Origin of the sequence: Streptomyces sp. IBSBF 3136, assembly GCF_036815105.1 — a bacterium.
In the GTDB taxonomy this organism is placed as follows: domain Bacteria; phylum Actinomycetota; class Actinomycetes; order Streptomycetales; family Streptomycetaceae; genus Streptomyces.
In genome coordinates, this window is record NZ_JAJSZC010000097.1 from 1 (window position 1) to 20311 (window position 20311).

Here is a 20311-nt window from a genome sequence, read left to right on the forward strand (position 1 = left end):
CTCCCCCGCCCCGCAGCCCCCGGGCCGCAGCCCGTTCGGCTCACTGGGCGCGCGCGATCGGCGCCGAACGGGTAAGGCCGACGAAGTATGGCCTAAGACGACCCGACGAGCACACAATCGACAGATACGAACGGGGTGACAACGGTGGGCATGGGACACGGGGCGCGTCCCCGAAGAATCGCGCCGGTGGCGGTACTTGCCGCCGCCCTGGTGACGCTTTCACCGGCGACGGGCTGCTCCCGGCACGGCCCGCCCGACGACGCCCGCGCGCCGCACCGGACCGCGGCCTCCACGCAGCCGTCGTCGCCGTCGCCGTCCGGCTCGGCCGCATCCGGTTCCCCGCTCGCCGTGAAGATCGACAACGTCCCGGCGGCCCGCCCGCAGACGGGGCTGGACGCGGCGGACGTCGTGTACGCGGAGCAGGTCGAGGGCGGTCTGAGCCGGTTGATGGCGGTGTACGCCACCCGGCTGCCGAAGTCGGTCGGGCCGGTGCGCAGCGCCCGCGAGTCCGACCTCGAACTGTTGCGCCAGTTCGACGAACCGACGCTGGCCTTCTCGGGGGCCCAGCGCAAGTTGCTGCCGCTGATCCACCGGGCTCCGCTGCGGGCCGAGTCGCCGGACGAGGCGGGCGCCGCCTACTACCGGGGCACCGGCCGGGCCGCGCCGCACAACCTGTACCTGCGCCCCGACCGGCTCCTGCGCTCCGCTCCCGGCAGGGGCGCGCTGACCACGGGCTTCCGCTACGGCCCCGCTCCCACCGGGGGCAGGCCCGAGTCCTCGCGGACCGTGCGCTACCCCGCGGCCCGGTTCACCTTCACCTGGTCCGCGCGGCAGGGCGGCTGGCAGGTCTCGATGGACGGCACGCCCACGGTGACCACCGGTGGACGGCGGCTGGCGCCGCCGACGGTCGTCGTGCAGTACGTGAAGGTCCGCTCGTCCCGGTATCACGACGTGCTCGGCAACCACACGCCGTACACCGAGACGGTCGGCTCCGGAAAGGCCGTGGTCCTGCGGGACGGGCGGTCCTTCGACGCCACCTGGTCCCGGCCGGGCGCGACGGACGGTACGACGTTCACGGCGCCGGACGGCGGCCGGATGGACTTCGCCGACGGCCAGGTGTGGGTGGTGTTCGCGGCGGCACCTTCCTGACGCGGCACGCTCCAGGCCCCCGGAGCCCCGCTTCAGCCCTCCCGCCCGGCCGCCGCCGGCCCGGCCGGCCGGGTTGCGCGGGCCCTCCGGCACGCCCTCCGCCCACCCGGCCGGGTTGCGCGGGTCCTCCGTCACGGCCGCCGACGGCTCGGCGGGGTTGCGCAGGTCCTCGGCGGCGTCGGCGACCCGGCGGATCAGGTCGAAGAAGAGCGCCTGCTCGTCGGCGGAGAGCGGAGCGAGGAAGACCTGGTTGCGTTCGCCACGGCCCAGCGGGTGCTCGTCGAGGGGGACGAACGGTAGTCGTGGACGACGTCGGGCGGCCGCCGCGCGGCGTCTTCGGGTGCCGTGTCCGGGCACACCGGGTTCGGGTGCCCCGCCCTCGGGTGCGCCGCGGCCGTCCGCTCTAGTGTAGTCCCCGCCCCGTCTCCAGCACCTCGCGCGCCTTTGCCGCGAGCCCGTCCGCGCCGCACGAACGGGCCAGCGCCAGGCCGCGGTTGAGCTCGGTCGTGGAGCGCGTGGCGATGCCGTACTCGACGCGGGCCGCCGCGTGCTCGTACTGGCAGGGCGAGGCCTCCAGGTAGGCGACGGCCTGGGCGGCCAGGCCGACCGCGCGCTGGCCGGTCTCCAGGGCGGCCGCGCAGCGCAGGGCCTCGCCGATGGCGGTGTCCGTGCCGAACCGCTCGGCCTGCCGCCGGGCGTCGGCGGCGAGTCGGGCCGCCCGGGCCGGGTCCTGGCCCGCGAGGGCCTTGGCCAGGTCGATGGACCAGGGCGAGAGGACGGGGTTGTGGCCGCCGCGGGAGACGGCGGTCTTCTCGGCTGCCTCCAGCTCGTTGATGCCCTCCCCGGTACGGCCGACCGCGATCAGCAGCCGCCCGCGCACCGAGCGGATGTCGGGGAGCACGATGGTGGACGGGTAGGGCGGGGCGAACCCGTACTGCTCGGCTATCGACCAGGCCTCGCTGGTCTGGCCGCGGGCCAGCAGGGTGTCGACGAGGCCGCAGGTCGCCGACCAGTACAGGGGCAGTCCGCGGCCGACCCGCTCGGCCAGGGCCAGTGCCTCGCGCAGGGTGGACTCGGCGTCCTTGAGCCGGCCCTGTCGGCGGTAGGCGAGGCCGAGGAAGGCGTTGGCCAGGGAGAGGTGGCCGCCGCGCCAGCCGGCACCGGTGTAGGCGCGCAGGGCCTCGGCGAAGAGGCTCTCGGCGCGGTCGAGCCGGTCGGCGTAGGTGTAGGCGCTGCCGAGCATCATCAGCAGTTCGATGCCCCACTCGCCGTCGGTCCAGCCGAGGCCGGGCGCGAGCCGCCCGTTGACGAGGGCGCGGTCGCACAGCTGGAGGATCTCCTCGGCGCTCTCGCCGTGGGTCATGGCGTCGAAGCCGCGCAGGATCAGCAGCGCACGCTCGGAGTTGTCCCGGCCGGTGCAGGTGGCGGCGAGCTCGGCGAGGCGCCGGGAGCGTTCCGGGGAGACGGTCTCGCCGTGGATGCCCTCCCACATGAACTGCACGGCCTGCAGCCGCAGCTTGACCGGGCCCGTCGCGTGCCGGGCGGCCTCGGCCTCGACGGTGCGGACGGCCTCCTCCAGCTGGTCGTTGTGGATCAGCGCCTGGGACAGCCGGACCACGGCGTCGACCCGCTCGTCGGCGCTGAGGCCGGAGATGGCGAGCGCGTTCTGCAGGTGCTCGACGGTGACGGCGGGCGCGGTCAGCAGGGTGGCCCGGCCGAGTTCGTAGAGCACCCGGGCGTGCACCTCGGGCCGGGGCGGCTCGCGCAGGGCGCGCTCCAGGCAGCGGCGGGCCGCGTCCGGCGCGCCGACGGCGAGGTGTTCGCGGGCCGCCTCGCGCAGCTGCTCGACGAGTTCCTCGTCGTCGTCCGGGTGCACCTTCAGCAGGTGCCGGGACGCCTCGGCGGCGCCGCGCCCGGTCTCGGTGACGATCTGGGCGGCGATGCCGTGCATGGCGGTGCAGACGCCGGGCGGGATCGAGTCGTAGACGGCGGAGGCGATCAGCGGGTGGACGAACTCCAGGTCGCCTGCGTCCGCCTCGCCGACGGCCGGGTCGGGCTCGGTGAGGATACGGGCGGTGCACAGCAGTTCGGCGCTGCGCTCGGCGGTGGTGGCGGGCATGCTGGCGAGCCGGGCGACGATGTCGACGGAGATGCCGGTGCCGAGGATGGCGGCCGCCCACGCGAACCGGGTGGCCTCGATGCCCAGGCCCTTGAGCCGGTCGACGAGTCCGCCGCCGCGGGCGGAGCGGTTCAGGGCGCGCAGTTCGGCGGCCCTGGCCTCGACCGGCTGGAGCTCGCTGTCCTGCACCTTGGCGAGGAGTTCGACGGTGTCGTACGGGTTGCCGCCGGTGACGGCCCAGACCTCGCGGCAGAACGGGTCGTCGGCCTGCCGGCCGACGGTGGCGCGGGTGAGTCCGGCGGTGGCGTCCGGGGTGAGTGCGCTGAGGTTGCTGACGGGGCGGCCGGCCGCCCCGGCCACCGCCTCCAGGAGGCGTGCGCTCTCGCCGTTCACCTCGGCGGGGCGCCGGGCGACCACGACCAGCACGGGCAGGTCGTCGAGGCGTTCGGCGAACGCGGCGAGCCAGCGCAGGGTCTCCTGGTCCGCCCAGTGCGCGTCGTCGACGAGCAGGACCAGCGGCCATTCGCGGCGGGCGAGCCGGCGCACGGCGGCGACGAGTCCGTCGCACACGTACTGCGGGTCGACGCTGCCCTCCCCGGGGTCCACTATGCCGAGGGCGGGTCCGGCGATGTCGTACCAGTCGCCGAGGTACTCGCGGGCCTCCTCGGGCAGCAGGGACATGAGCGCCGGCTGCAGCAACTGGCGTACGACGTTGAACGGGACGGACCTCAGGGTCTCGCCGCCGCGCGCCGACCACACGGCGCAGCCGCGGCGCTCGGCGATACGGCGGGTCTCGGCCAGCAGCGCGGTCTTGCCGAGCCCGGCCTCGCCCCGGAAGACCAGCAGGTTCCCCGCGGACGTCCGGTCGGCGCACAGGCCGTCGAGCGCCGCGGTGACGGTGGCGATCTCGGCGTCCCGCTCCCACAGGGAAGCCGAGCCGGCCGTCGACGGCCGTCCCTCCGTCATCCCGTTACCTCCCCAGGTCGCCCGAATGACGTACAGACCACGAGCGTAGCCGTCCGGTGGGATGTGTGGTGGCTGGTCGGGACAGGTGTTGCCCCGCCGGGTGAAAGAGCGCGCGGCGAGGCGACGCGCTCGCCGCCCGACCAGCCGGTACGGAAGCGACGAACCGTCAACAGAGTGGGAGCGAGAGCGATTTCCGAACACGCGGGGACCACGGAGGACGCACGGGGCGCGCGGAACGCACAGCACACACAACGCGCGGTGGGCGCGGTGGGCGCGGAGAGCGCCGGGCACGCGGAGAACGCAGAGCACGTGGAGAGCACCAGGCACGCGGAGAGCGCCGGGCATCCGGGGTACGCCGAGGGCCGGGCTGCGCGCGAGGGTGCCGGCTCACGTGCGCGGGCGCGGGCCGTGCGGGCGGTGGCGGCGGGCTCGGTGGGCAATCTCGTCGAGTGGTACGAGTTCGGCGTCTACGGCTTCCTGGCCACCGTGCTGGCCGACCGGTTCTTCACCCCGGCGGGCGGCGGCGCGCCGGAGGCACTGGTGCGCACGTACGCCGCGTTCGCGCTGGCGTTCTTCTTCCGGCCGCTCGGGGCGGCCCTGTTCGGCGCGCTGGGCGACCGGGTCGGGCGGCGGCCGGTGCTGATCGGCGTGATCGCGCTGATGACGGCCTCGACCGCGCTGATCGGCATGCTGCCCACCTACGCCACGGCGGGTGCGGCGGCGCCCTGGCTGCTGACCGTGCTGAGGGTGTTCCAGGGGCTGTCGGCGGGTGGCGAGTTCGGCGGCGCGGTCGCGCTGATGACGGAGTCCGCCCCGCCCGGCCGGCGCGGGCTGTACGGCGCGTGGCAGTCGTTCACGGTCGCGCTGGGCCTGCTGGCCGGGGCGGGAGTCGCGACGGCGACGGTCACCCTGCTCACGCCGGCGCAACTGGACGACTGGGGCTGGCGGTTGCCGTTCCTGCTGGCGCTGCCGCTCGGTCTGGTGGCGCTGTGGTTGCGGGTGGGCCTGGAGGACACGCCCCGCCCCGGGGACGGCCTGACCGGCGGCCCGCCGGACGGCGCGGGAGCCCTCACGCGGGTCCCGGACGCCCTGCCCGGCGGCCCGCCGGGCGACGCGGGAGCCGTCGCGCGGGTGGTGCTGACCGCCGCCGGGCGGGTGCTGGGATGGTCGGCGGCCGGATACACGTTCCTGGTCGTCCTCCCCTCGTATCTGCAGGTCGCGCTGCACGCGGACGTCCGGCAGGCGCTGCTGGCCACCGTGCCGGCCGACGTCGGCTTCGCCGCGGCGATCCTCCCGGCGGGCCTGCTCAGCGACCGGGTCGGCCGGCGGCCCGTGATGCTCACGGGGGCACTGCTGGTGGCCGCTCTGGCGGTCCCGCTGTTCCACCTCCTCCAGGACGACGGGACGTCGGCCCCGATGAAGGCCGCGGCCACGGCCGCCGCGGGCGCGGTGGTCGGGCTGATGGCGGGCCCCGGGCCCGCGCTGCTCGCCGAGATGTTCCCGGCGCGGGTGCGCTGGACGGGGCTGGGGCTCGCCTACTCCCTGTCGAACGCGGTGTTCTCCGGATGCGCGGGGCTGGTCATCACGGAGGTCGTACGGCGGACCGGGAACCCGGACGTGCCCGCCTACTACGCGGCGGCGGCGTGCGCGGCCAGCGCGCTGGTGCTTGCGCGAGGGGCGGGGACGGAACGCCACGCACCGGGAGGTCCTCGTGCCGAGGGGCCCGGTGACGAGCGGCGGGAAGACCAGAGGCCCGGTGACGGGACATGTACGGAACGGGAGGTCTGACCGGTGCGGGTGATCGGGCTGATGTCGGGGACGTCGTACGACGCGGTCGACGCGGCGGCCGCGGATCTGCGGCTGGACGGCGACACGCTGGTGCTGCGGCCGCTGGGCATGGTGAGCGCACCGTACGACGAGGAGCTGCGCGAGGCGCTCGCGGCGGCGCTGCCGCCGGCCTGTGTCCCGCTCGCCGAGGTGTGCCGCCTCGACACCCGGATCGGGCAGGCGTTCGCCGCCGCCGCGAGCCGGGCCGACCGCGAACTGTGCGACGGAAGATCCGAGTTGGTGGCCTCGCACGGCCAGACCGTCTACCACTGGGCCGACGGCGGCCGGGTGCACGGCACGCTCCAGCTGGGGCAGCCCGCGTGGATCGCCGAGGCGACCGGACTGCCGGTGGTCTCCGACTTCCGCGCCCGGGACGTCGCGGCCGGCGGCCAGGGCGCACCGCTGGTCAGCCTCGTGGACCTGTTGTGGCTGCGGGGCAGACCGGGCACGCCGGTCGCGCTGAACATCGGCGGCATCGCCAATCTGACCGCCCCGGACGGCACCGCCTTCGACACGGGTCCGGGCTGTGCGCTGCTCGACGCGGCGGCCCGCGAGTACAGCGGCGGCCGGCTGGCCTACGACGCGGGCGGGGAGCTGGCCGCGCGGGGCAGGCCGCACCGGCCGCTGCTCGACCGGCTGCTCGCGGAGCCGTACTACGCGCTGCGGCCCCCCAAGACGACCGGCAAGGAGCTGTTCCACCCCGGGTACCTGCGGGCGGCCGGGGTGGACGGCCTGGCGGCGCAGGACGCGCTGGCGACGCTCACCGTGCTGACGGCCCGTACGGTCGCGGACGCGGTGCGGTCGGCGGGCGCCACGGAGGTGGTCGCCTCGGGCGGCGGCACCCGCAACCCGGTGCTCATGTCCGAGCTGCGGCGGCTGCTCTCGCCGGCGAGGTTGCGAACCTCGGACGAACTGGGCCTGCCCGCGGCCGCCAAGGAGGCGTACGCCTTCGCGGTCCTCGGCTTCCTCACCGCCCACGGCCTGCCCGGCACCGACCCACGGGCCACGGGCGCCCGCCACCCGAGCGTGCTCGGCTCGGTGACCCCGGGCCGGGACGGCCTGCCCGCGCCCCGGGGGGCGGTCGGCGTACCGCGAAGGCTGGTGGTGGTCACGGAGGAGGGCTGAGGGAGGCCGAGCTCCCTGCGCGGAGACCGGTGACGGAAAACGTCGCCGGAATGCCCGTTAAGCGGGATTCGCGACGCCCCGCTCCGGGCCTTCTCATACCGCTTTCACCGACGCCTCATACGGTGGGGGCATGACGCAGGTGACTCCTCCCGGGTGGTACCCCGATCCCGGGCAGACGAATGACGGTCCGCCCACCGAGCGCTGGTGGGACGGCAAGGCCTGGACGGACCAGACCCGCCCCGCCGGGACGGCCGCCATGTGGGGTCCCCCGCCGCAGCCGACGGCCGGCGGCGCACCACCGGCTCCCCCGGCGTACCAGGCCCAGCCGGGCCACCCGGGGTACCAGCAGGGTTACCAGGGCTATGCGGCCTATCCCGCCCATCCCCCGGCCGCGCCCCGGCGGGGCTTGCGCACCGGGATAGCCGTGGCGGCGGCGGTCGCGGTCCTGACCTGCATCGGCGTCGGTGTGGCCGCCCTCTCCGGCGACGGCGGGCACGACGACGGCGACCGCGCGGGTTCTTCGCAGCAGGGGCCCGGCGGTCAGAACGGCGGCCCGGGCGGGCCGGACGGCGGGTCCGGCGGACCGGGCGGGCCGGGCGAGTCGCCGTCGCCCGGACAGTCCGCGGCGCCCAAGGTGAAGGGGGGCGGCACGGTGCCCGATCCGGCGAACGGGATCAGCCTGCCCGTGCCGGACGGCTGGACCGGCCAGGCGATGCGCGTCGGTGCGCAGGTGTCCTCCGACGACTCCTACAAGTGCCCCGGCAACAGCGCCCAGACGTGCACCGCGGGCGGCGCCTACAGCGCGCCCGCCGTCGTCCTCGGCACGAAGGGCGACACGGCCGAGGCGGTGGCCAAGGCGGACATCGCGGCCAACGCCAAGGAGTCCTACGGCGGCAGCAGCTACGGCAGCATCACCTCGCACGAGGTGCTGGCCTCGAAGGCGGTGACGGTGGCCGGACAGAAGGGCTACCTGGTGCGCTGGAAGGCGGTCACCAGCAAGGGCGCCGACGGCTATGTCGAGTCGGTCGCCTTCCCCTCGCCCAACGACGCCAAGCAGCTGGTCGTGGTCCGCTTCGGCCTGGACGTCGGCCAGAAGGTGTCCGTCATCGACGAGATCGTGAAGGGCATCAAGGTCTCGTCGGGCGGCGGCGACGGCCAGAACGTCTGAGCCGGACGGAGCGTCCGGGACGGCCTCACGCCTGAGGCGGCCGGAACGTCCGGGACGAGTGTCGGCCGGGTGGGACCCCTCTCCGCTCAAGAGGAGTCCCACCCGGCCGGGGGGGTGTGCGCCGCCCCCGTCCCCACGGTGCGGCGCGGACAGGTCACCGTTCAGTCATCCCGTGAACGGCGGCCTGGGTCTTCAGGTCAGGCCCAGCGCGGGCAGCACGGTGGCCTCCACGAACCGGACCAGGTAGTCGGCGTCGGCGTACTGGCCGCTCAGGACCGGCCGCACCCGCAGGACGCCGAACATCATGGCGGGGATGTGCTCCAGCGCGGGATGGCCCGCGGGCACCTCGCCGCGCTCCACGCCCCGCTCCAGCATCGCCTGGAGCGCGGCGATCTCGGGCAGCACCAGCGCCTCGCGCAGCGCCTGCGCCAGTTCCTGGTCGGCCGTTACCGCGTGTCCCAGCGCCTGCATGAGCCGTGCGTCCTTCTTGGACCAGTCGCCCGCGGCCCGCGCGGCCTGCCGCAGGTCCTCGGCGAGCGAGCCGGTGTCGATGCCGGCGAAGCGCACCTTGCGGTTGGCGCGCAGCGCGGCGGCGACGAACTGGGGCTTGGTCCTCCACTGCCGGTAGAGCGTGGACTTGCTGCACCGGGTGGTGGCGGCGACGCCTTCCATGGTCACGGAGTCGTAGCCGCACTCGCGGATCTGCTCCAGCACGGCGTCGAAGAACTCCCGCTCACGCTCAGGCGTGATCTTGGAGCGGCGCGAGGCGGCGACCGTCTCCGGTTCGTCCGCTGCCTGCGACGTCATGCGCTGCCTCTCCTCACTCGTGCCCGGCCCCTCACGGAAGAAAGATCCGTCGAAGGTCGGCCCGGAACGCTGTCTCCAGTGTGTCGCAATCCAATCGATACGCAAGTGTACCGGTACTCCAGCGTATCGGTACACTCCCGTATCGGTACACTGGCGTATCGGTACGTGAACGTATCGATGCCTCGGGGCCCGCACCGGGACCCACAGGACACACCACAGCGCCACCACGCACCACCACGCACCACCACCCGCACGACCGTCAGCGAAGGGGCCGGGGGATGAACGCCCGAACCGAGCCTGCAGAAGCGGAGCCGGACGCGCCAGCGACAGCGCGCCCGCCGCTCCTCCGTGAGTTCCTGCTCGTCGCGGGGCTGTTCCTCGTCTACAAACTCGGGCGGCGGCTGGCCGTGGGCCACACCGCGGAAGCCTTCCGGGACGCCCACCGCGTGTGGGGACTCGAACGGGCCGTGCACCTCCCCGACGAGACCGCCGTGCAGTCCGCACTGCTGCACGGCGACACCCTCGTCCACCTGGCGAACACCTACTACGCGGCCGTGCACTTCCCGGCCACCCTGGCCTTCCTGGTCTGGACGTACCTGCGGCGTCCCGCGCACTACGTGTGGGCGCGCCGGGTGCTGGCCGCGGTGACCGCCGCCGCGCTGGTGCTGCCGTTCACCTTCCCGCTGGCCCCGCCGCGCATGGTGACGGGCACCGGTCTGGTGGACACCGGCCGGCTCTACGGCCCGTCCGTCTACGGCCCGCCGGCCGGCGACCACCTCTCCAACCAGTTCGCGGCGATGCCCTCGCTGCACTTCGGCTGGGCCCTGATGGTCGGGATCGGCCTGATCGCCGCCACCAGGTCGCGGTGGCGGTGGCTGTGGCTGCTGCACCCGCTGGTCACCCTGCTGGTGATAGTCGGCACGGCGAACCACTACTGGCTGGACGCCATCGCGGCCATCGTCCTGCTCGGCGTCGCGCTCGCGGTGGTCCACCCGCCGGCGCGCACGCCGGTCACGGTGGCGGGACGCGGCGCCCGACCGCGCGCGCCACAGGAAGCCGTCCTCGCGGGAGCGGCCCGATGAGCGCCGCCGCCCTGATCGCCGTCGGCCTGTCGCTGGTCTCGGCCGTCGCCTACGCCCTGGCCGCCGTCGCCCAGGAGCGCCTGGCCTCCCGCGCCGCCGGGACGGGCCTGCTGCGGCTGCTGGGCACCGGCGCCTGGTGGTCGGCGGTCGGCCTGAACGCGGCCGCCGCGCTGCTGCACGTCGTCGCCCTCGAGTACGGCCCGCTCACCGTCGTCCAGCCGCTCGGCGCGCTGACCCTGGTGGCGGCCGTGCCGCTCGGGGCGCGGGCGGCGGGCCGCCGGGTCAGCGTGCCGGAGTGGCGCGGTACGGCGCTCACCCTGCTGGGGCTCGCGGCGCTGCTGGTGACGGCGTCGGGGCCGGCGCCCGAGCGGACGCTGACCCTGACCGAGGCGCTGGCGGTCGCCGGTACGACCGCGGCGCTGATCGGCATGCTGTCCCGGCCCGGTGCCCGCCCGGGGCTGCGGCACGCGACGGCCTCCGGCTTCGCCTCGGGGGTCGCCTCCGCGCTCACCCAGACGGTGACGGTGGCGGCCACGGACCGCACGGGCACGTTGCCGGGTGTCGAGGTGGCCCTGGTCGCCCTGCTCGTCGCCGGGTTCGCCACCGGTGGGCTGCTGCTGTCGCAGACGGCCTACCGCGGCGGCCTCGGGGCCCCGCTGGCGGTGGTCACGCTGACCAACCCGGTGGCCGCCGCGGTGATCGGACTCACCCTGCTCGGCCAGGGCCTGCGGGGCGGGACCGGCGGCATCCTGCTGGCCCTGGCCGGCGCGGGCCTGGCCGCCTGGGGCGTGGTCCTGCTCACCCGGACCGCCCCGGGACCGGCGCGCGACGGCCTCGACCAGGGCGGCCCCCAGCCCGTCACCGCACAAGGCGGCGCCCGGCCCATGACAGCTGGGGGCAGCGCCCGTCGCATGGCCGCGCGGGACGGCACCCCGCCCGTGACCGCGCGGGACGACGTCCTCGCCGGGGCGGTACGGGACGACGCCCACCCGGACGACGCCCACCCCGTGGCCGCCGTGCTCGCGCTGGAGCCGCGTACGGCCACCGCCGAACCGGCGCTGATACCGCGGCAGCCGGAGCAGCCCGGGCACCTCACCTCGCTCTGACCCAGGACACGGCGACGGCGGCCGGTACGCGCTCGTGCGCGTGCCGGCCGCCGTCGGCCGTCGTCCCGTCGGGGTACCGGGCCGGTCAGCCCCAGCCCCGGGAGTCCTGCTTGAGCGCGGTGTCGACGGTCAGGGCGGTCGCCACCACCAGGCTCAGCAGCGGCTCGGGCAGCTGGTAGTGGATCTGCAGCACGTAGTTGTCCGCCGTGGTGAACAGCGTCTTCGCGAGGCCTTCCCAGGTCTTGGTGATCCGGGCGACCTCGTTGTCCGCGTGGTCGACGATCGCGAAGTTCCAGGCCCGCCAGTTCTCCGCCTTGATCGCGCCGACCTGCCGGCCGTCCGCGTTCATCGCGAAATTGATCTTCCCGATCATGTTCTGCTGGACGATCTCACCGACCGGCGAACCGTCCGGCCGGGTCACGACGACCCGCGACTTGAAGAACTTGGCGGGCCGGGTGAGCACCAGCTGCGGCTGCCCGTGGGCGTCGCGGATCTCCAACCTGTGGGTCATGAACTGGTCGAGGCTGGAGACGAAGCGCAGGATCTTCTTCAGCGCGCTCTGGCCGACCTCGGTGACCGCGCCGAGCTCGCGGCCGTTCTGGTCCATGACCTTGTACTCGTTGGTCAGCTCGATGAGCTTGGCCTTCTGGTTCACCACAAGGACCGGCTCGGTGAACAGGGTGCCGCCACCGGCCCCGCCGGCCGCGACACCCGCCTGCCGCTGCACCTGGCGCTGCACCCTGGGGTCTGCGCCCTGCTGCTGCGGGATGTGGGCGGCGGCCTGCTGCGGCATGGCCTGCTGCTGCGGCACCTGCCCGGCGCCCTGCTGCGCCGGGTTGGTGTGCTCCGTCCACTGGGCGCCGTCCCAGTAGCGGAGCGTCTGGGCCGCTCCGTGCGGATCCGGGTACCAGCCTGCAGGAGTGTTCGATTGCGTGGTCACCGGGGCACACTACCTTGATGTGACCCGTACCTGACCAGTCCGTACGGAGCGGTGTTCATCGCCCGTTCACCCCGTGACGATGGCGGGGTCGCTGACCCCGGGGAGCCCGTTCTCGACGTGGCCGGCGAAGCCGCGCAGGAAGGCCGGGTCGGCGTCCGTGGTCACGGTCAGGTTGTACCAACGGCTGCTCGCCGCGAGGCCGAAGGTCTGCTTCACGGTGGCCCCGGACCGTACGGTGACCATGACCGGACTGCCGCCGTAGCCGCTCGCGACCTTCAACGTCACCGTGCCGGAACCCCTGTTCATGATTGTGAGTTCCAGGCCCTCTCCCGCGTGCCGGGCGGTGACCTCGGGTCCCTTCACCTTGTTGCGGCCCTTGAAGGCGCGCAGGAAGCCGTTGGGGCCGTGCACGGTGAGGTCGTAGGAGCCTCCGGAGTAGACGGAGTTCCAGGTGTCGGAGAGGGTCTTGCCGGCCTCGGTGGTGTAGCTCCAGGGGCCGTCGGTGCGGTTGTTCGAGGTGACGAGGAAGGCCGCGCCCGCCTGCGGCCCGGAGGCGAAGGTGAGGGTGAACTTCCCGGCCGAGGTGTCCGCCGAGCCGTCGACGACGGGTGCGTACCTCAGCGGGCGGGTGGGCCGGCTGCCGCGTTCCTGCTTGGGGAGCGAGGGGTTGGCGGGCGGGGTGGGCACGTAGTCCGGGTGGCGGTCGCGGTCGGGCGGCTGGTAGCCGGCCGTGGACGGCAGCGTGACCGGTGCGGTGTCCTTGCGGGAGAAGTCGAAGGCCGTCGTCAGGTCGCCGCAGATCGCCCGGCGCCAGGGCGAGATGTTCGGCTCCTGGACGCCGAAGCGGCGCTCGACGAAGCGGATGATCGAGGTGTGGTCCAGTGTCTCGGAGCAGACGTAACCGCCCTTGCTCCAGGGGGACACGACGAGCATCGGCACCCGCTGGCCGAGCCCGTAGGGGCCCGCGGGGTGGCTCGCGCTGCCCTTGAAGAGGTCCAGTGACGGGTCCACGGTGGACTTGCCCTGGGCGGCGGAGGCCGGCGGGAAGGGCGGGACGACGTGGTCGAAGAACCCGTCGTTCTCGTCGTAGGTGATGAACAGCGCGGTCTTCGCCCACACCTCGGGGGCGGAGGTGAGCGCGTCCAGCACCTGCGAGATGTACCAGGCACCGTAGTTGGCGGGCCAGTTGGGGTGCTCGGTGAAGGCCTCGGGGGCGGCGATCCAGGACACCTGGGGCAGCCTGCCGCCCTGCACGTCGGCCCTGAGCCGGTCGAAGAAGCCCTCGCCCTTGCGCGCGTCGGTGCCGGTGCGGGCCTTGTCGTACAGCGGGTCGCCGGGCCGGGCGTTGCGGTACTGGTCGAAGTACAGCAGCGAGTTGTCGCCGTAGTTGCCGCGGTAGGCGTCGTTGATCCAGCCCCAGCCGCCGTTCGCGTCGAGGCCGTCGCCGACGTCCTGGTAGATCTTCCAGGAGATCCCGGCCCGCTCCAGCCGCTCGGGGTACGTCGTCCAGCTGTAGCCCGCCTCGTCGTTGCCGAGGACCGGGCCGCCGCCCTTGCCGTCGTTGCCCGTGCAGCCCGTCCACATGTAGTAGCGGTTGGGATCGGTGGAGCCGATGAAGGAGCAGTGGTAGGCGTCGCACACCGTGAAGGCGTCGGCGAGCGCGTAGTGGAACGGTATGTCCTGCCGGGTCAGGTAGGCCATCGTCGTCGCCGACTTGGCCGGCACCCACTTGTCGTACTTACCGCCGTTGAACGCGGCGTGCCCGTCGTTCCAGCCGTGCGGCAGGTCCTGGATGAAGGCCAGGCCCAGGTCGTCGGCGTCCGGATGGAAGGGCAGGATGTCCTTCGTGCCGTCCGACTGCTTCCAGACGGACCTGCCGTTCTGCGTCACCGGCCGCGGGTCCCCGAAGCCGCGCACGCCCCGGAGCGAACCGAAGTAGTGGTCGAACGACCGGTTCTCCTGCATCAGTACGACGATGTGCTCGACGTCCTCGACCGAACCCGTGCGGTGGTGCGCGGGCAGGGCGGCCGCGCGCTCGATGCTGCTGGACAGCGCGGTGAACGCCGACGTGGCGCCCGCGAGCTGGAGAAAGCGCCGCCGGTTGACTTCGGGCATGAGTGAGGGTCCTCTCGTCCTGCGTTCCTGACGTACGCGGTGCCGCCGGCTGACGGGAACTGCGCGCAGCGAGTGTTCCAAGAGCAGCAAACGTCAGGGAAGGGTGCGATGGCGCCCATGTGAAAGTCGCCGGTACGGCGCGCCGGGGAGGGACTCCTGTCGTACCCGCGGATCAGCTCCCCAGGTACGCCTCCACCTCGCTGAACTGGGCCGCCGGCCACCCGGTGTTCGCGCTGACGCTCAGCCGCAGATACCGCAGGTTCGTGCCGCCGGGCAGGGAGACGGTGGCCGTGTTGCCGGTGGCCGGGTCGAAGCGGTAGCCCTGGGAGGCGACGACCGTGGAGTAGTTCGAGCCGTCGGTGCCGCCGAGCACCGTGACGGTCTGGGTGCGGGCGCCCCAGGCCGGGGACGGGGGCAGCTTCAGCACCAGGCGGCGCACGGCGTAGGACGAGCCGAGGTCGACCGTCCAGGCCTGCGGGAAGGCGTTGTTCGCCGACTCCCAGTAACTGCCTGCGTCACCGTCCACCGCCTTGCCGGGCGTGTAGACGTCCTGGGAGCCGGTCGCGGTGGCCGGGCGGCCCTTGGCGAGGTTGCGGCCGGGGTCGGGGTCCGGGTCGCCCTGGCCCGGCCGGGGCCAGGTGGAGCAGTCCGACCAGGTGCTGGACCAGCCGGAGTTGCCGCCGCCGTCGGTGAGGGTGAAGGGCCCGGAGTTCGCCGGGTAGGGGCAGTTGTAGACGCCGGCCGCGCCCACGGAACTCGCGGTGACGTTGCGGAAGGTGGCGGCGCCCTGGGCCTCCGCCTGGACCACGACCGTGCCGGTGCCCCGCACGGTCGCGCCGTCGACGGTGACGTTGCGGACCGCGTGCCCCTGGCCGCCGCCGGAGACGAACTCGAAGGCGCTGTAGGGGCTGTCGATGATCGTCGTGTCGGTGATGTGGACGGTGGCGTCGATCGCGCTGTCGTAGGAGTCGACCCGCAGCGCGCCCATCGGGTGGTTCCAGTTGGGGTTGACCGCGCCGGTCCGCACGAGGGTGTTGCCGGCGACCGTGATGGTGCCGGCGAGCGGGGAGAAGGGGTCGGCGAACTTCTGGTTGGAGATGGCGATACCGCTGCCGAGGGCGTTGGTGTCGGAGATCAGGTTGTCGCGCACCGTGATGTCGGTGCCGCCGTAGATCGCGATGCCGTTGGCGAGGTTGGGCTGCGAGATCGTGTTGTTCTCGAAGCTGGAGTCGGTGTCCGGCGCGTACAGCGACCACATGGCGAGGGAGTCGTCGCCCTGGTTGCGCAGGAAGTTGTTGCGGACCCGGACGCCCTTGGCGGTGCCGTTGAGGTTCAGGCCGTCGGCGGTGGTGTCGAGGATGCGGTTGTTCTCGACCACCAGGTTGTCGTTGTTCCCCGTCAGCCAGAGACCGCACTTGAGGTGCTGGATCCACATGCCCGCCACCGAACTGTTCGGCCCGAGCGATCCGTTGACGAAGTTGTCCGGGTTGGAGTCGACGCGCTCGGTGACCTCGCCGATGACCGCGAAGTCCTTGATGTGCACGCCGCCGGCGGAGCTGGACTGGTCGATGAAGCGCGAGGTGTGCACGACCGAGTACCAGCTGCCCGCGCCCTGGAGCGTCACGTCGCGCACGCCGCCGAGCGAGGAGGTCAGCTTGTAGTCGCCCGGCGGGATCCACACCACTGAGCCGTGGGCCGCCGCGATGGCGTCCCGGAAGGCCTGGGTGGAGTCGCCGTTGCCGCCGGGGTCGGCGCCCTTGGCGACGACGGACACCGAGCCGGCGGGCTGGGCGGCGGCACCCGCGACCTGTTCGAAGTCGGCGACGTCCACGGTGACCTGGGTGCCGGTGGACTCGAAGGCGACCTTGTCACCCGCCCGCACGTCCCGGCCCAGCAGGAGGCGGGCGTCGTCGAAGAAGTGGTGGGTCTTCGCGCCCGCGATCCAGCCGGTGTCGACATAGGAGTACGTGGAGGTCACCGGGAGCGTCCTGGCGATCCTGGTGCCGTTGACGTACACGTTCAGTGAGCCGGACTGCCCGTCCGGGACGCTGTAGGAGAGGTTCACGGCGTTGGCGGCACGCGGGACGGTGAACTCCACCCGCTGCCCGGAGGCCAGGCGTACGGCCTGCCGCCCGGACGCCTCGGAGGCGAGGGTGCCCTGTGTGTAGTCGGGTCCGATCCTGGTGCCGGTGGTGGTCGCCGACTCGGCCTCCACCGAGGTGAAGGGCAGCGCGGCGCCCGCGGCGGCGTGCGCCGCGGGGGCGAGGGAGACGAGCATGCCGGCGGCGAGGGCGACGACCGCCCCCATGCTTGGCATGCGCCTGACATTTCTGCGGGTGCTGGCGCGCATGTGCCGATCCCTTCTCGGTGGGGGTTCGTGGGGCAGCCGTGCGGCGCGCCGGACCCCGCTGGGCCAGGTCCGGCGCACCCGGCGGCTCAGGCCTGCAGCCAGGCCGCCGTGTCCTGTGGCAGCCGGCCCGTGTCGTCCAGTGGGCCACTGCTGAGCAGGAGTCGGGAGTACGGGGGGAGGTCGACGGGCTCGGGCGCGAGGTTGACCACGCACACCGCTCCCCCGGTGCGGGCGAAGGCGAGGACACCGTCGGGGGCGGGCAGCCACGTCAGCGGGCCGTCGCCGAAGACCGGACGGGCGGCGATGGCCTCGCGGTAGAGGCGGAGCATGGAGCCGGGGTCCCGCTGCTGACGGTCGACCGCGTACGCGGGCCAGTCGGCGGGCTGCGGCAGCCAGGGCTCCTGCTGCGCGCCGAATCCCGCGTACGGCATGGCGGCGACCCAGGGCAACGGCACCCGGCAGCCGTCCCGGCCGGGGTCGGTTCCCTGCGAGCGGAAGTACATCGGATCCTGTATGCGGTCGACCGGGATCTCGGCCTCCGGCAGCCCCAGTTCCTCGCCCTGGTACAGGTACACCGCGCCGGGCAGCGCCAGGGACAGCAGGGCGGCCGCGCGGGCCCGCCGGGTGCCGAGCACGGGGTCGGTCGGGGTGCCGAAGGCCTTGGTGGCGAAGTCGAACCCGGTGTCCTCGCGGCCGTAGCGCGTGACCGTGCGGGTGATGTCGTGGTTGCACAGCACCCACGTGGGCGGGGCTCCTACGGGGGCGTGTTCGGCGAGGGTGGTGTCGATGGCGGTGCGCAGCCGGCCGGGCTCCCAGGGGCAGGAGAGAAAGGCGAAGTTGAACGCGGTATGCAGTTCGTCCGGGCGCAGGTAGCGGGCGAAGCGCTCGGCGTCGGGGAGCCAGACCTCACCGACGAAGACGCCGCCGTACTCGTCGGCCACGCGCCGCCAGGAGCGGTAGATGCCGTGGAGTTCGTCGCGGTCGACGAACGGGTGCGGGTCGGGCCGCGAGGCGAGGTCGGGCAGTTCCGGGTCCTTGGCGAGCAGCGCGGCGGAGTCGATGCGGACACCGGCTACGCCGCGCTCGAACCAGAAGCGCAGGATGTCCTCGTGTTCCTGGCGCACCGCCGGGTGGGCCCAGTTGAGGTCCGGCTGCTCGGGGGTGAACAGGTGCAGGTACCAGTCGCCGTCGGGGAGGCGGGTCCACACCGGTTCGGTGGAGCCGACGAACTGCGACGGCCAGTCGTTGGGCGGCAGTTCGCCGTGTTCGCCGCGGCCCGGCCGGAAGTGGAACAGCTCGCGCTCGGGGCTGCCGGGCCCGGCGGCGAGCGCAGCCCGGAACCAGGGATGCTGGTCGGAGACGTGGTTGGGCACGATGTCGACGATGGTCCGGATGCCCAGCTCGCGGGCCTCGGCGATGAGTTTCTCCGCCTCGGCGAGGGTGCCGAAGGCCGGGTCGACGGCCCGGTAGTCGGCGACGTCGTACCCGCCGTCCTTCATCGGTGACAGGTACCAGGGGTTGAACCACAGGGCGTCCACGCCGAGTTCGGCGAGGTACGGCAGCCGGGCGCGGACGCCCGCGAGGTCGCCGGTGCCGTCGCCGTCGCCGTCCGCGAAGCTGCGGACGTAGACCTGGTAGATGACGGCGGAACGCCACCAGTCGCGGTCCTTCTGGGCAGGGCTGGGCTGTCCCACGGAGCTTGCCTTTCTGTAGACGGGGCGGCGGCGTCAGCCCTTGGTGCTGCCCGCGCTGATCCCGGCGATGATGTGCCGCTGGAAGACGAGGAACAGCGCCACCATCGGAATGCTGGCGATCACCATCGCGGCGATGAGCACGGTGAGCTGGATGTTCTGCGAGAGCTGGACCAGGGCCACGCTGATCGGCTGCTTGTCGGTGTCGGAGAAGACCATCAGCGGCCACAGGAAGTCCTGCCACACCGCGACCAGCGCGAAGATCGACACCACCCCGAGGACGGGTCGGGACATCGGCAGCACGACCGACCACAGGATGCGCAGCTTGCCCGCGCCGTCGATCTCGGCGGCCTCCATCACATCGCGCGGCAACTGGTCGAAGAATCGTTTGAGCAGGTAGAGGTTGAAGGCGTTGGCGACGGCCGGCAGCCAGATGGCGAGCGGGTCGTTCAGCAGGCTGGTGTGGATCAGCGGCAGGTCGGCGACGGTCAGGTACTTCGGTACGACCAGGGCCTGGGCCGGGACCATGAGGGTGGCCAGGATGCCGCCGAGGATCACCTTGCCGAAGGCCGGCCGCAGCTTGGACAGGGCGTAGGCGGCGGCCGTGCAGAACACCAGCTGGAACGCCCAGGCGCCGGCCGCCTGCACCAGGGTGTTCCCCAGGTGCTGCGGCAGGTCCATCAGCTCCCAGGCGTCGGTGTAGCCGCCCAGGTGCCAGTGGTGCGGGACCAGTGTCGGCGGGGTCCGGGCCACCTCGTCCGGGGACTTCGTCGCCCCGGTCACCATCCAGTAGACCGGGAAGAGGAAGGCGATCGCGAAGAGGATGACGACGGCCGCGAACACCGTCCAGTAGACCGCCTTGCCGCGCGGGCGGGCGAGGGTGGCCGGCGAGATCAGGGTGCGGGTGCTCATGCGGTGTCCCCCTCGGTGCGGGTGAGCCGCAGGTAGAGGGCGGAGAAGGCGCCGAGCAGGACGAGAAGCATCACGCTGAGCGCGCAGGCGCCGCCGAAGTCGTTGTAGAGGAAGGCGTACTTGTAGATGAGGTAGAGCACGGTGACCGTGGCGCTCTCGGGTCCGCCGCCGGTGATGACGAACGGTTCGGTGAACACCTGCATGGTGGCGATGATCTGAAGGAGCATCAGCATCAGGATCACGAACCGGGTCTGCGGCACCGTGACGTGCCGGATGCGCTGGAGCAGGTTCGCCCCGTCCAGTTCGGCGGCCTCGTACAGCTCGCCCGGGATGGACTGCAGGGCGGCGAGGTAGATCAGCACGGTGCCGCCCATGTTCGCCCAGGTGGCCACGATGACCAGGGAGATCAGCGCGGTGTCGGTGCCGTTGGACCAGTTCGACGTCGGCAGGTGCAGGGAGCGCAGGGTCTCGTTGGCGAGGCCGGCCCCGGGGTCGTAGAACCACTTCCACAACAGGGCGCTGACCACCGGCGGGATCATCACCGGCAGGTAGACCACCACCCGGAAGAACGCCTTCGCGTGCCTGAGTTCGTTGAGGACGAGGGCGAGGAGGAAGGGGACCACGAACCCGATGAGCAGGGCGAGCAGGGTGAAGGTGAGCGTGTTGCGCCAGGCCGCGCCGAACTCGGGGTCGTGCAGCACCCGGGTGAAGTTGGCGGTGCCGACCCACTGCGGCTCCGAGCCCGGCGTGTACTTCTGGAAGGCGATGACGACCGCGCGGATCGCCGGGTACCAGGAGAACAGGGCGAAGCAGATCAGTCCGCCGAGGAGGAAGGCGTAGGCGCGGGCCTGGTCGAGGAGGCGGCGCCGCCTCCGGCCCCCTACCGGGGGCGGCGCCGGGACCCGGTGGACGGCGGCGTCCGCTATCGGACGCCGCTCGGCCGTCTTCGTCATG

At 73.1% G+C, this 20311-nt stretch carries 14 protein-coding genes; 6 read left to right on the forward strand and 8 right to left on the reverse strand.

Going from position 1 to position 20311, the window contains the following annotated elements:
- Positions 1-150 precede the first annotated feature (150 nt).
- Positions 151-1149 carry a DUF3048 domain-containing protein gene (locus V7E45_RS21230; protein WP_333775778.1) on the forward strand — a complete coding sequence of 333 codons (999 nt, stop codon included), beginning with the start codon at positions 151-153 and terminating at the stop codon, positions 1147-1149.
- A 403-nt stretch (positions 1150-1552) separates the two neighbouring features.
- On the opposite strand, the gene V7E45_RS21235 is transcribed toward V7E45_RS21230, so the two are convergent.
- The gene (locus tag V7E45_RS21235; RefSeq protein WP_333775779.1) at positions 1553-4234 is read right to left on the reverse strand and encodes an ATP-binding protein; all 2682 of its coding nucleotides are present in this window, start codon (positions 4232-4234) and stop codon (positions 1553-1555) included.
- Between the two features lie 408 nt (positions 4235-4642).
- On the opposite strand from V7E45_RS21235, the gene V7E45_RS21240 reads away from it, so the two are divergent.
- The 3 genes from V7E45_RS21240 to V7E45_RS21250 all read left to right on the forward strand — a co-directional run bounded on the left by V7E45_RS21240 (position 4643) and on the right by V7E45_RS21250 (position 8354).
- Complete coding sequence (locus V7E45_RS21240; RefSeq protein ID WP_333775798.1) at positions 4643-6022, forward strand: MFS transporter; 1380 nt, start codon at positions 4643-4645, stop codon at positions 6020-6022.
- A gap of 3 nt (positions 6023-6025) precedes the next feature.
- On the forward strand, positions 6026-7186 hold the full coding sequence (locus V7E45_RS21245; protein WP_333775780.1) for an anhydro-N-acetylmuramic acid kinase: 1161 nt from the start codon (positions 6026-6028) through the stop codon (positions 7184-7186).
- 130 nt (positions 7187-7316) lie between these two features.
- On the forward strand, positions 7317-8354 hold the full coding sequence (locus tag V7E45_RS21250; RefSeq protein ID WP_333775781.1) for a DUF2510 domain-containing protein: 1038 nt from the start codon (positions 7317-7319) through the stop codon (positions 8352-8354).
- Between the two features lie 192 nt (positions 8355-8546).
- Here V7E45_RS21250 and V7E45_RS21255 read toward each other — a convergent pair whose 3' ends face one another.
- Positions 8547-9161: a TetR/AcrR family transcriptional regulator gene (locus V7E45_RS21255; protein WP_333775782.1), complete on the reverse strand. Its 615-nt coding sequence runs from the start codon at positions 9159-9161 to the stop codon at positions 8547-8549.
- 278 nt (positions 9162-9439) lie between these two features.
- Between V7E45_RS21255 and V7E45_RS21260 the strand changes: the two genes are divergently transcribed.
- Both V7E45_RS21260 and V7E45_RS21265 read left to right on the forward strand, forming a co-directional pair.
- Positions 9440-10243 (forward strand): phosphatase PAP2 family protein, encoded by an 804-nt coding sequence (locus tag V7E45_RS21260; RefSeq protein WP_333775783.1) that lies wholly within the window; start codon positions 9440-9442, stop codon positions 10241-10243.
- Complete coding sequence (locus V7E45_RS21265; protein ID WP_333775784.1) at positions 10240-11349, forward strand: hypothetical protein; 1110 nt, start codon at positions 10240-10242, stop codon at positions 11347-11349. The genes V7E45_RS21260 and V7E45_RS21265 overlap by 4 nt, the downstream gene beginning before the upstream one ends.
- Before the next feature lie 85 nt (positions 11350-11434).
- Here the strand turns inward: V7E45_RS21265 and V7E45_RS21270 are convergent, their stop codons facing one another.
- From V7E45_RS21270 to V7E45_RS21295, 6 genes are all read right to left on the reverse strand, one after another.
- Complete coding sequence (locus V7E45_RS21270) at positions 11435-12289, reverse strand: phospholipid scramblase-related protein (protein WP_333775785.1); 855 nt, start codon at positions 12287-12289, stop codon at positions 11435-11437.
- 66 nt (positions 12290-12355) lie between these two features.
- Positions 12356-14404, reverse strand: a complete 2049-nt coding sequence (locus V7E45_RS21275) for a phosphocholine-specific phospholipase C (protein ID WP_333775786.1) — start codon at positions 14402-14404, stop codon at positions 12356-12358.
- A gap of 172 nt (positions 14405-14576) precedes the next feature.
- The gene (locus tag V7E45_RS21280) at positions 14577-16721 is read right to left on the reverse strand and encodes a galactose-binding domain-containing protein (protein WP_443056119.1); all 2145 of its coding nucleotides are present in this window, start codon (positions 16719-16721) and stop codon (positions 14577-14579) included.
- A 119-nt stretch (positions 16722-16840) separates the two neighbouring features.
- Positions 16841-18448 (reverse strand): glycoside hydrolase family 13 protein, encoded by a 1608-nt coding sequence (locus tag V7E45_RS21285; RefSeq protein WP_333775788.1) that lies wholly within the window; start codon positions 18446-18448, stop codon positions 16841-16843.
- A gap of 33 nt (positions 18449-18481) precedes the next feature.
- Positions 18482-19357, reverse strand: coding sequence for a carbohydrate ABC transporter permease (locus V7E45_RS21290; RefSeq protein ID WP_333775789.1), 876 nt, complete (start codon positions 19355-19357; stop codon positions 18482-18484).
- The gene (locus V7E45_RS21295; protein WP_333775790.1) at positions 19354-20310 is read right to left on the reverse strand and encodes a carbohydrate ABC transporter permease; all 957 of its coding nucleotides are present in this window, start codon (positions 20308-20310) and stop codon (positions 19354-19356) included. The genes V7E45_RS21290 and V7E45_RS21295 overlap by 4 nt, the downstream gene beginning before the upstream one ends.
- Position 20311 lies beyond the last annotated feature (1 nt).

Bases quoted from the DNA above. Each gene is read 5' to 3' on its own strand.
- V7E45_RS21255 (WP_333775782.1), bottom strand. From the start codon at position 9,161: ATGACGTCGCAGGCAGCGGACGAACCGGAGACGGTCGCCGCCTCGCGC.
- V7E45_RS21265 (WP_333775784.1), top strand. From the start codon at position 10,240: ATGAGCGCCGCCGCCCTGATCGCCGTCGGCCTGTCGCTGGTCTCGGCC.
- V7E45_RS21230 (WP_333775778.1), top strand. From the start codon at position 151: ATGGGACACGGGGCGCGTCCCCGAAGAATCGCGCCGGTGGCGGTACTT.
- V7E45_RS21290 (WP_333775789.1), bottom strand. From the start codon at position 19,357: ATGAGCACCCGCACCCTGATCTCGCCGGCCACCCTCGCCCGCCCGCGC.
- V7E45_RS21235 (WP_333775779.1), bottom strand. From the start codon at position 4,234: ATGACGGAGGGACGGCCGTCGACGGCCGGCTCGGCTTCCCTGTGGGAG.
- V7E45_RS21280 (WP_443056119.1), bottom strand. From the start codon at position 16,721: ATGCCAAGCATGGGGGCGGTCGTCGCCCTCGCCGCCGGCATGCTCGTC.
- V7E45_RS21250 (WP_333775781.1), top strand. From the start codon at position 7,317: ATGACGCAGGTGACTCCTCCCGGGTGGTACCCCGATCCCGGGCAGACG.
- V7E45_RS21295 (WP_333775790.1), bottom strand. From the start codon at position 20,310: ATGACGAAGACGGCCGAGCGGCGTCCGATAGCGGACGCCGCCGTCCAC.
- V7E45_RS21275 (WP_333775786.1), bottom strand. From the start codon at position 14,404: ATGCCCGAAGTCAACCGGCGGCGCTTTCTCCAGCTCGCGGGCGCCACG.
- V7E45_RS21260 (WP_333775783.1), top strand. From the start codon at position 9,440: ATGAACGCCCGAACCGAGCCTGCAGAAGCGGAGCCGGACGCGCCAGCG.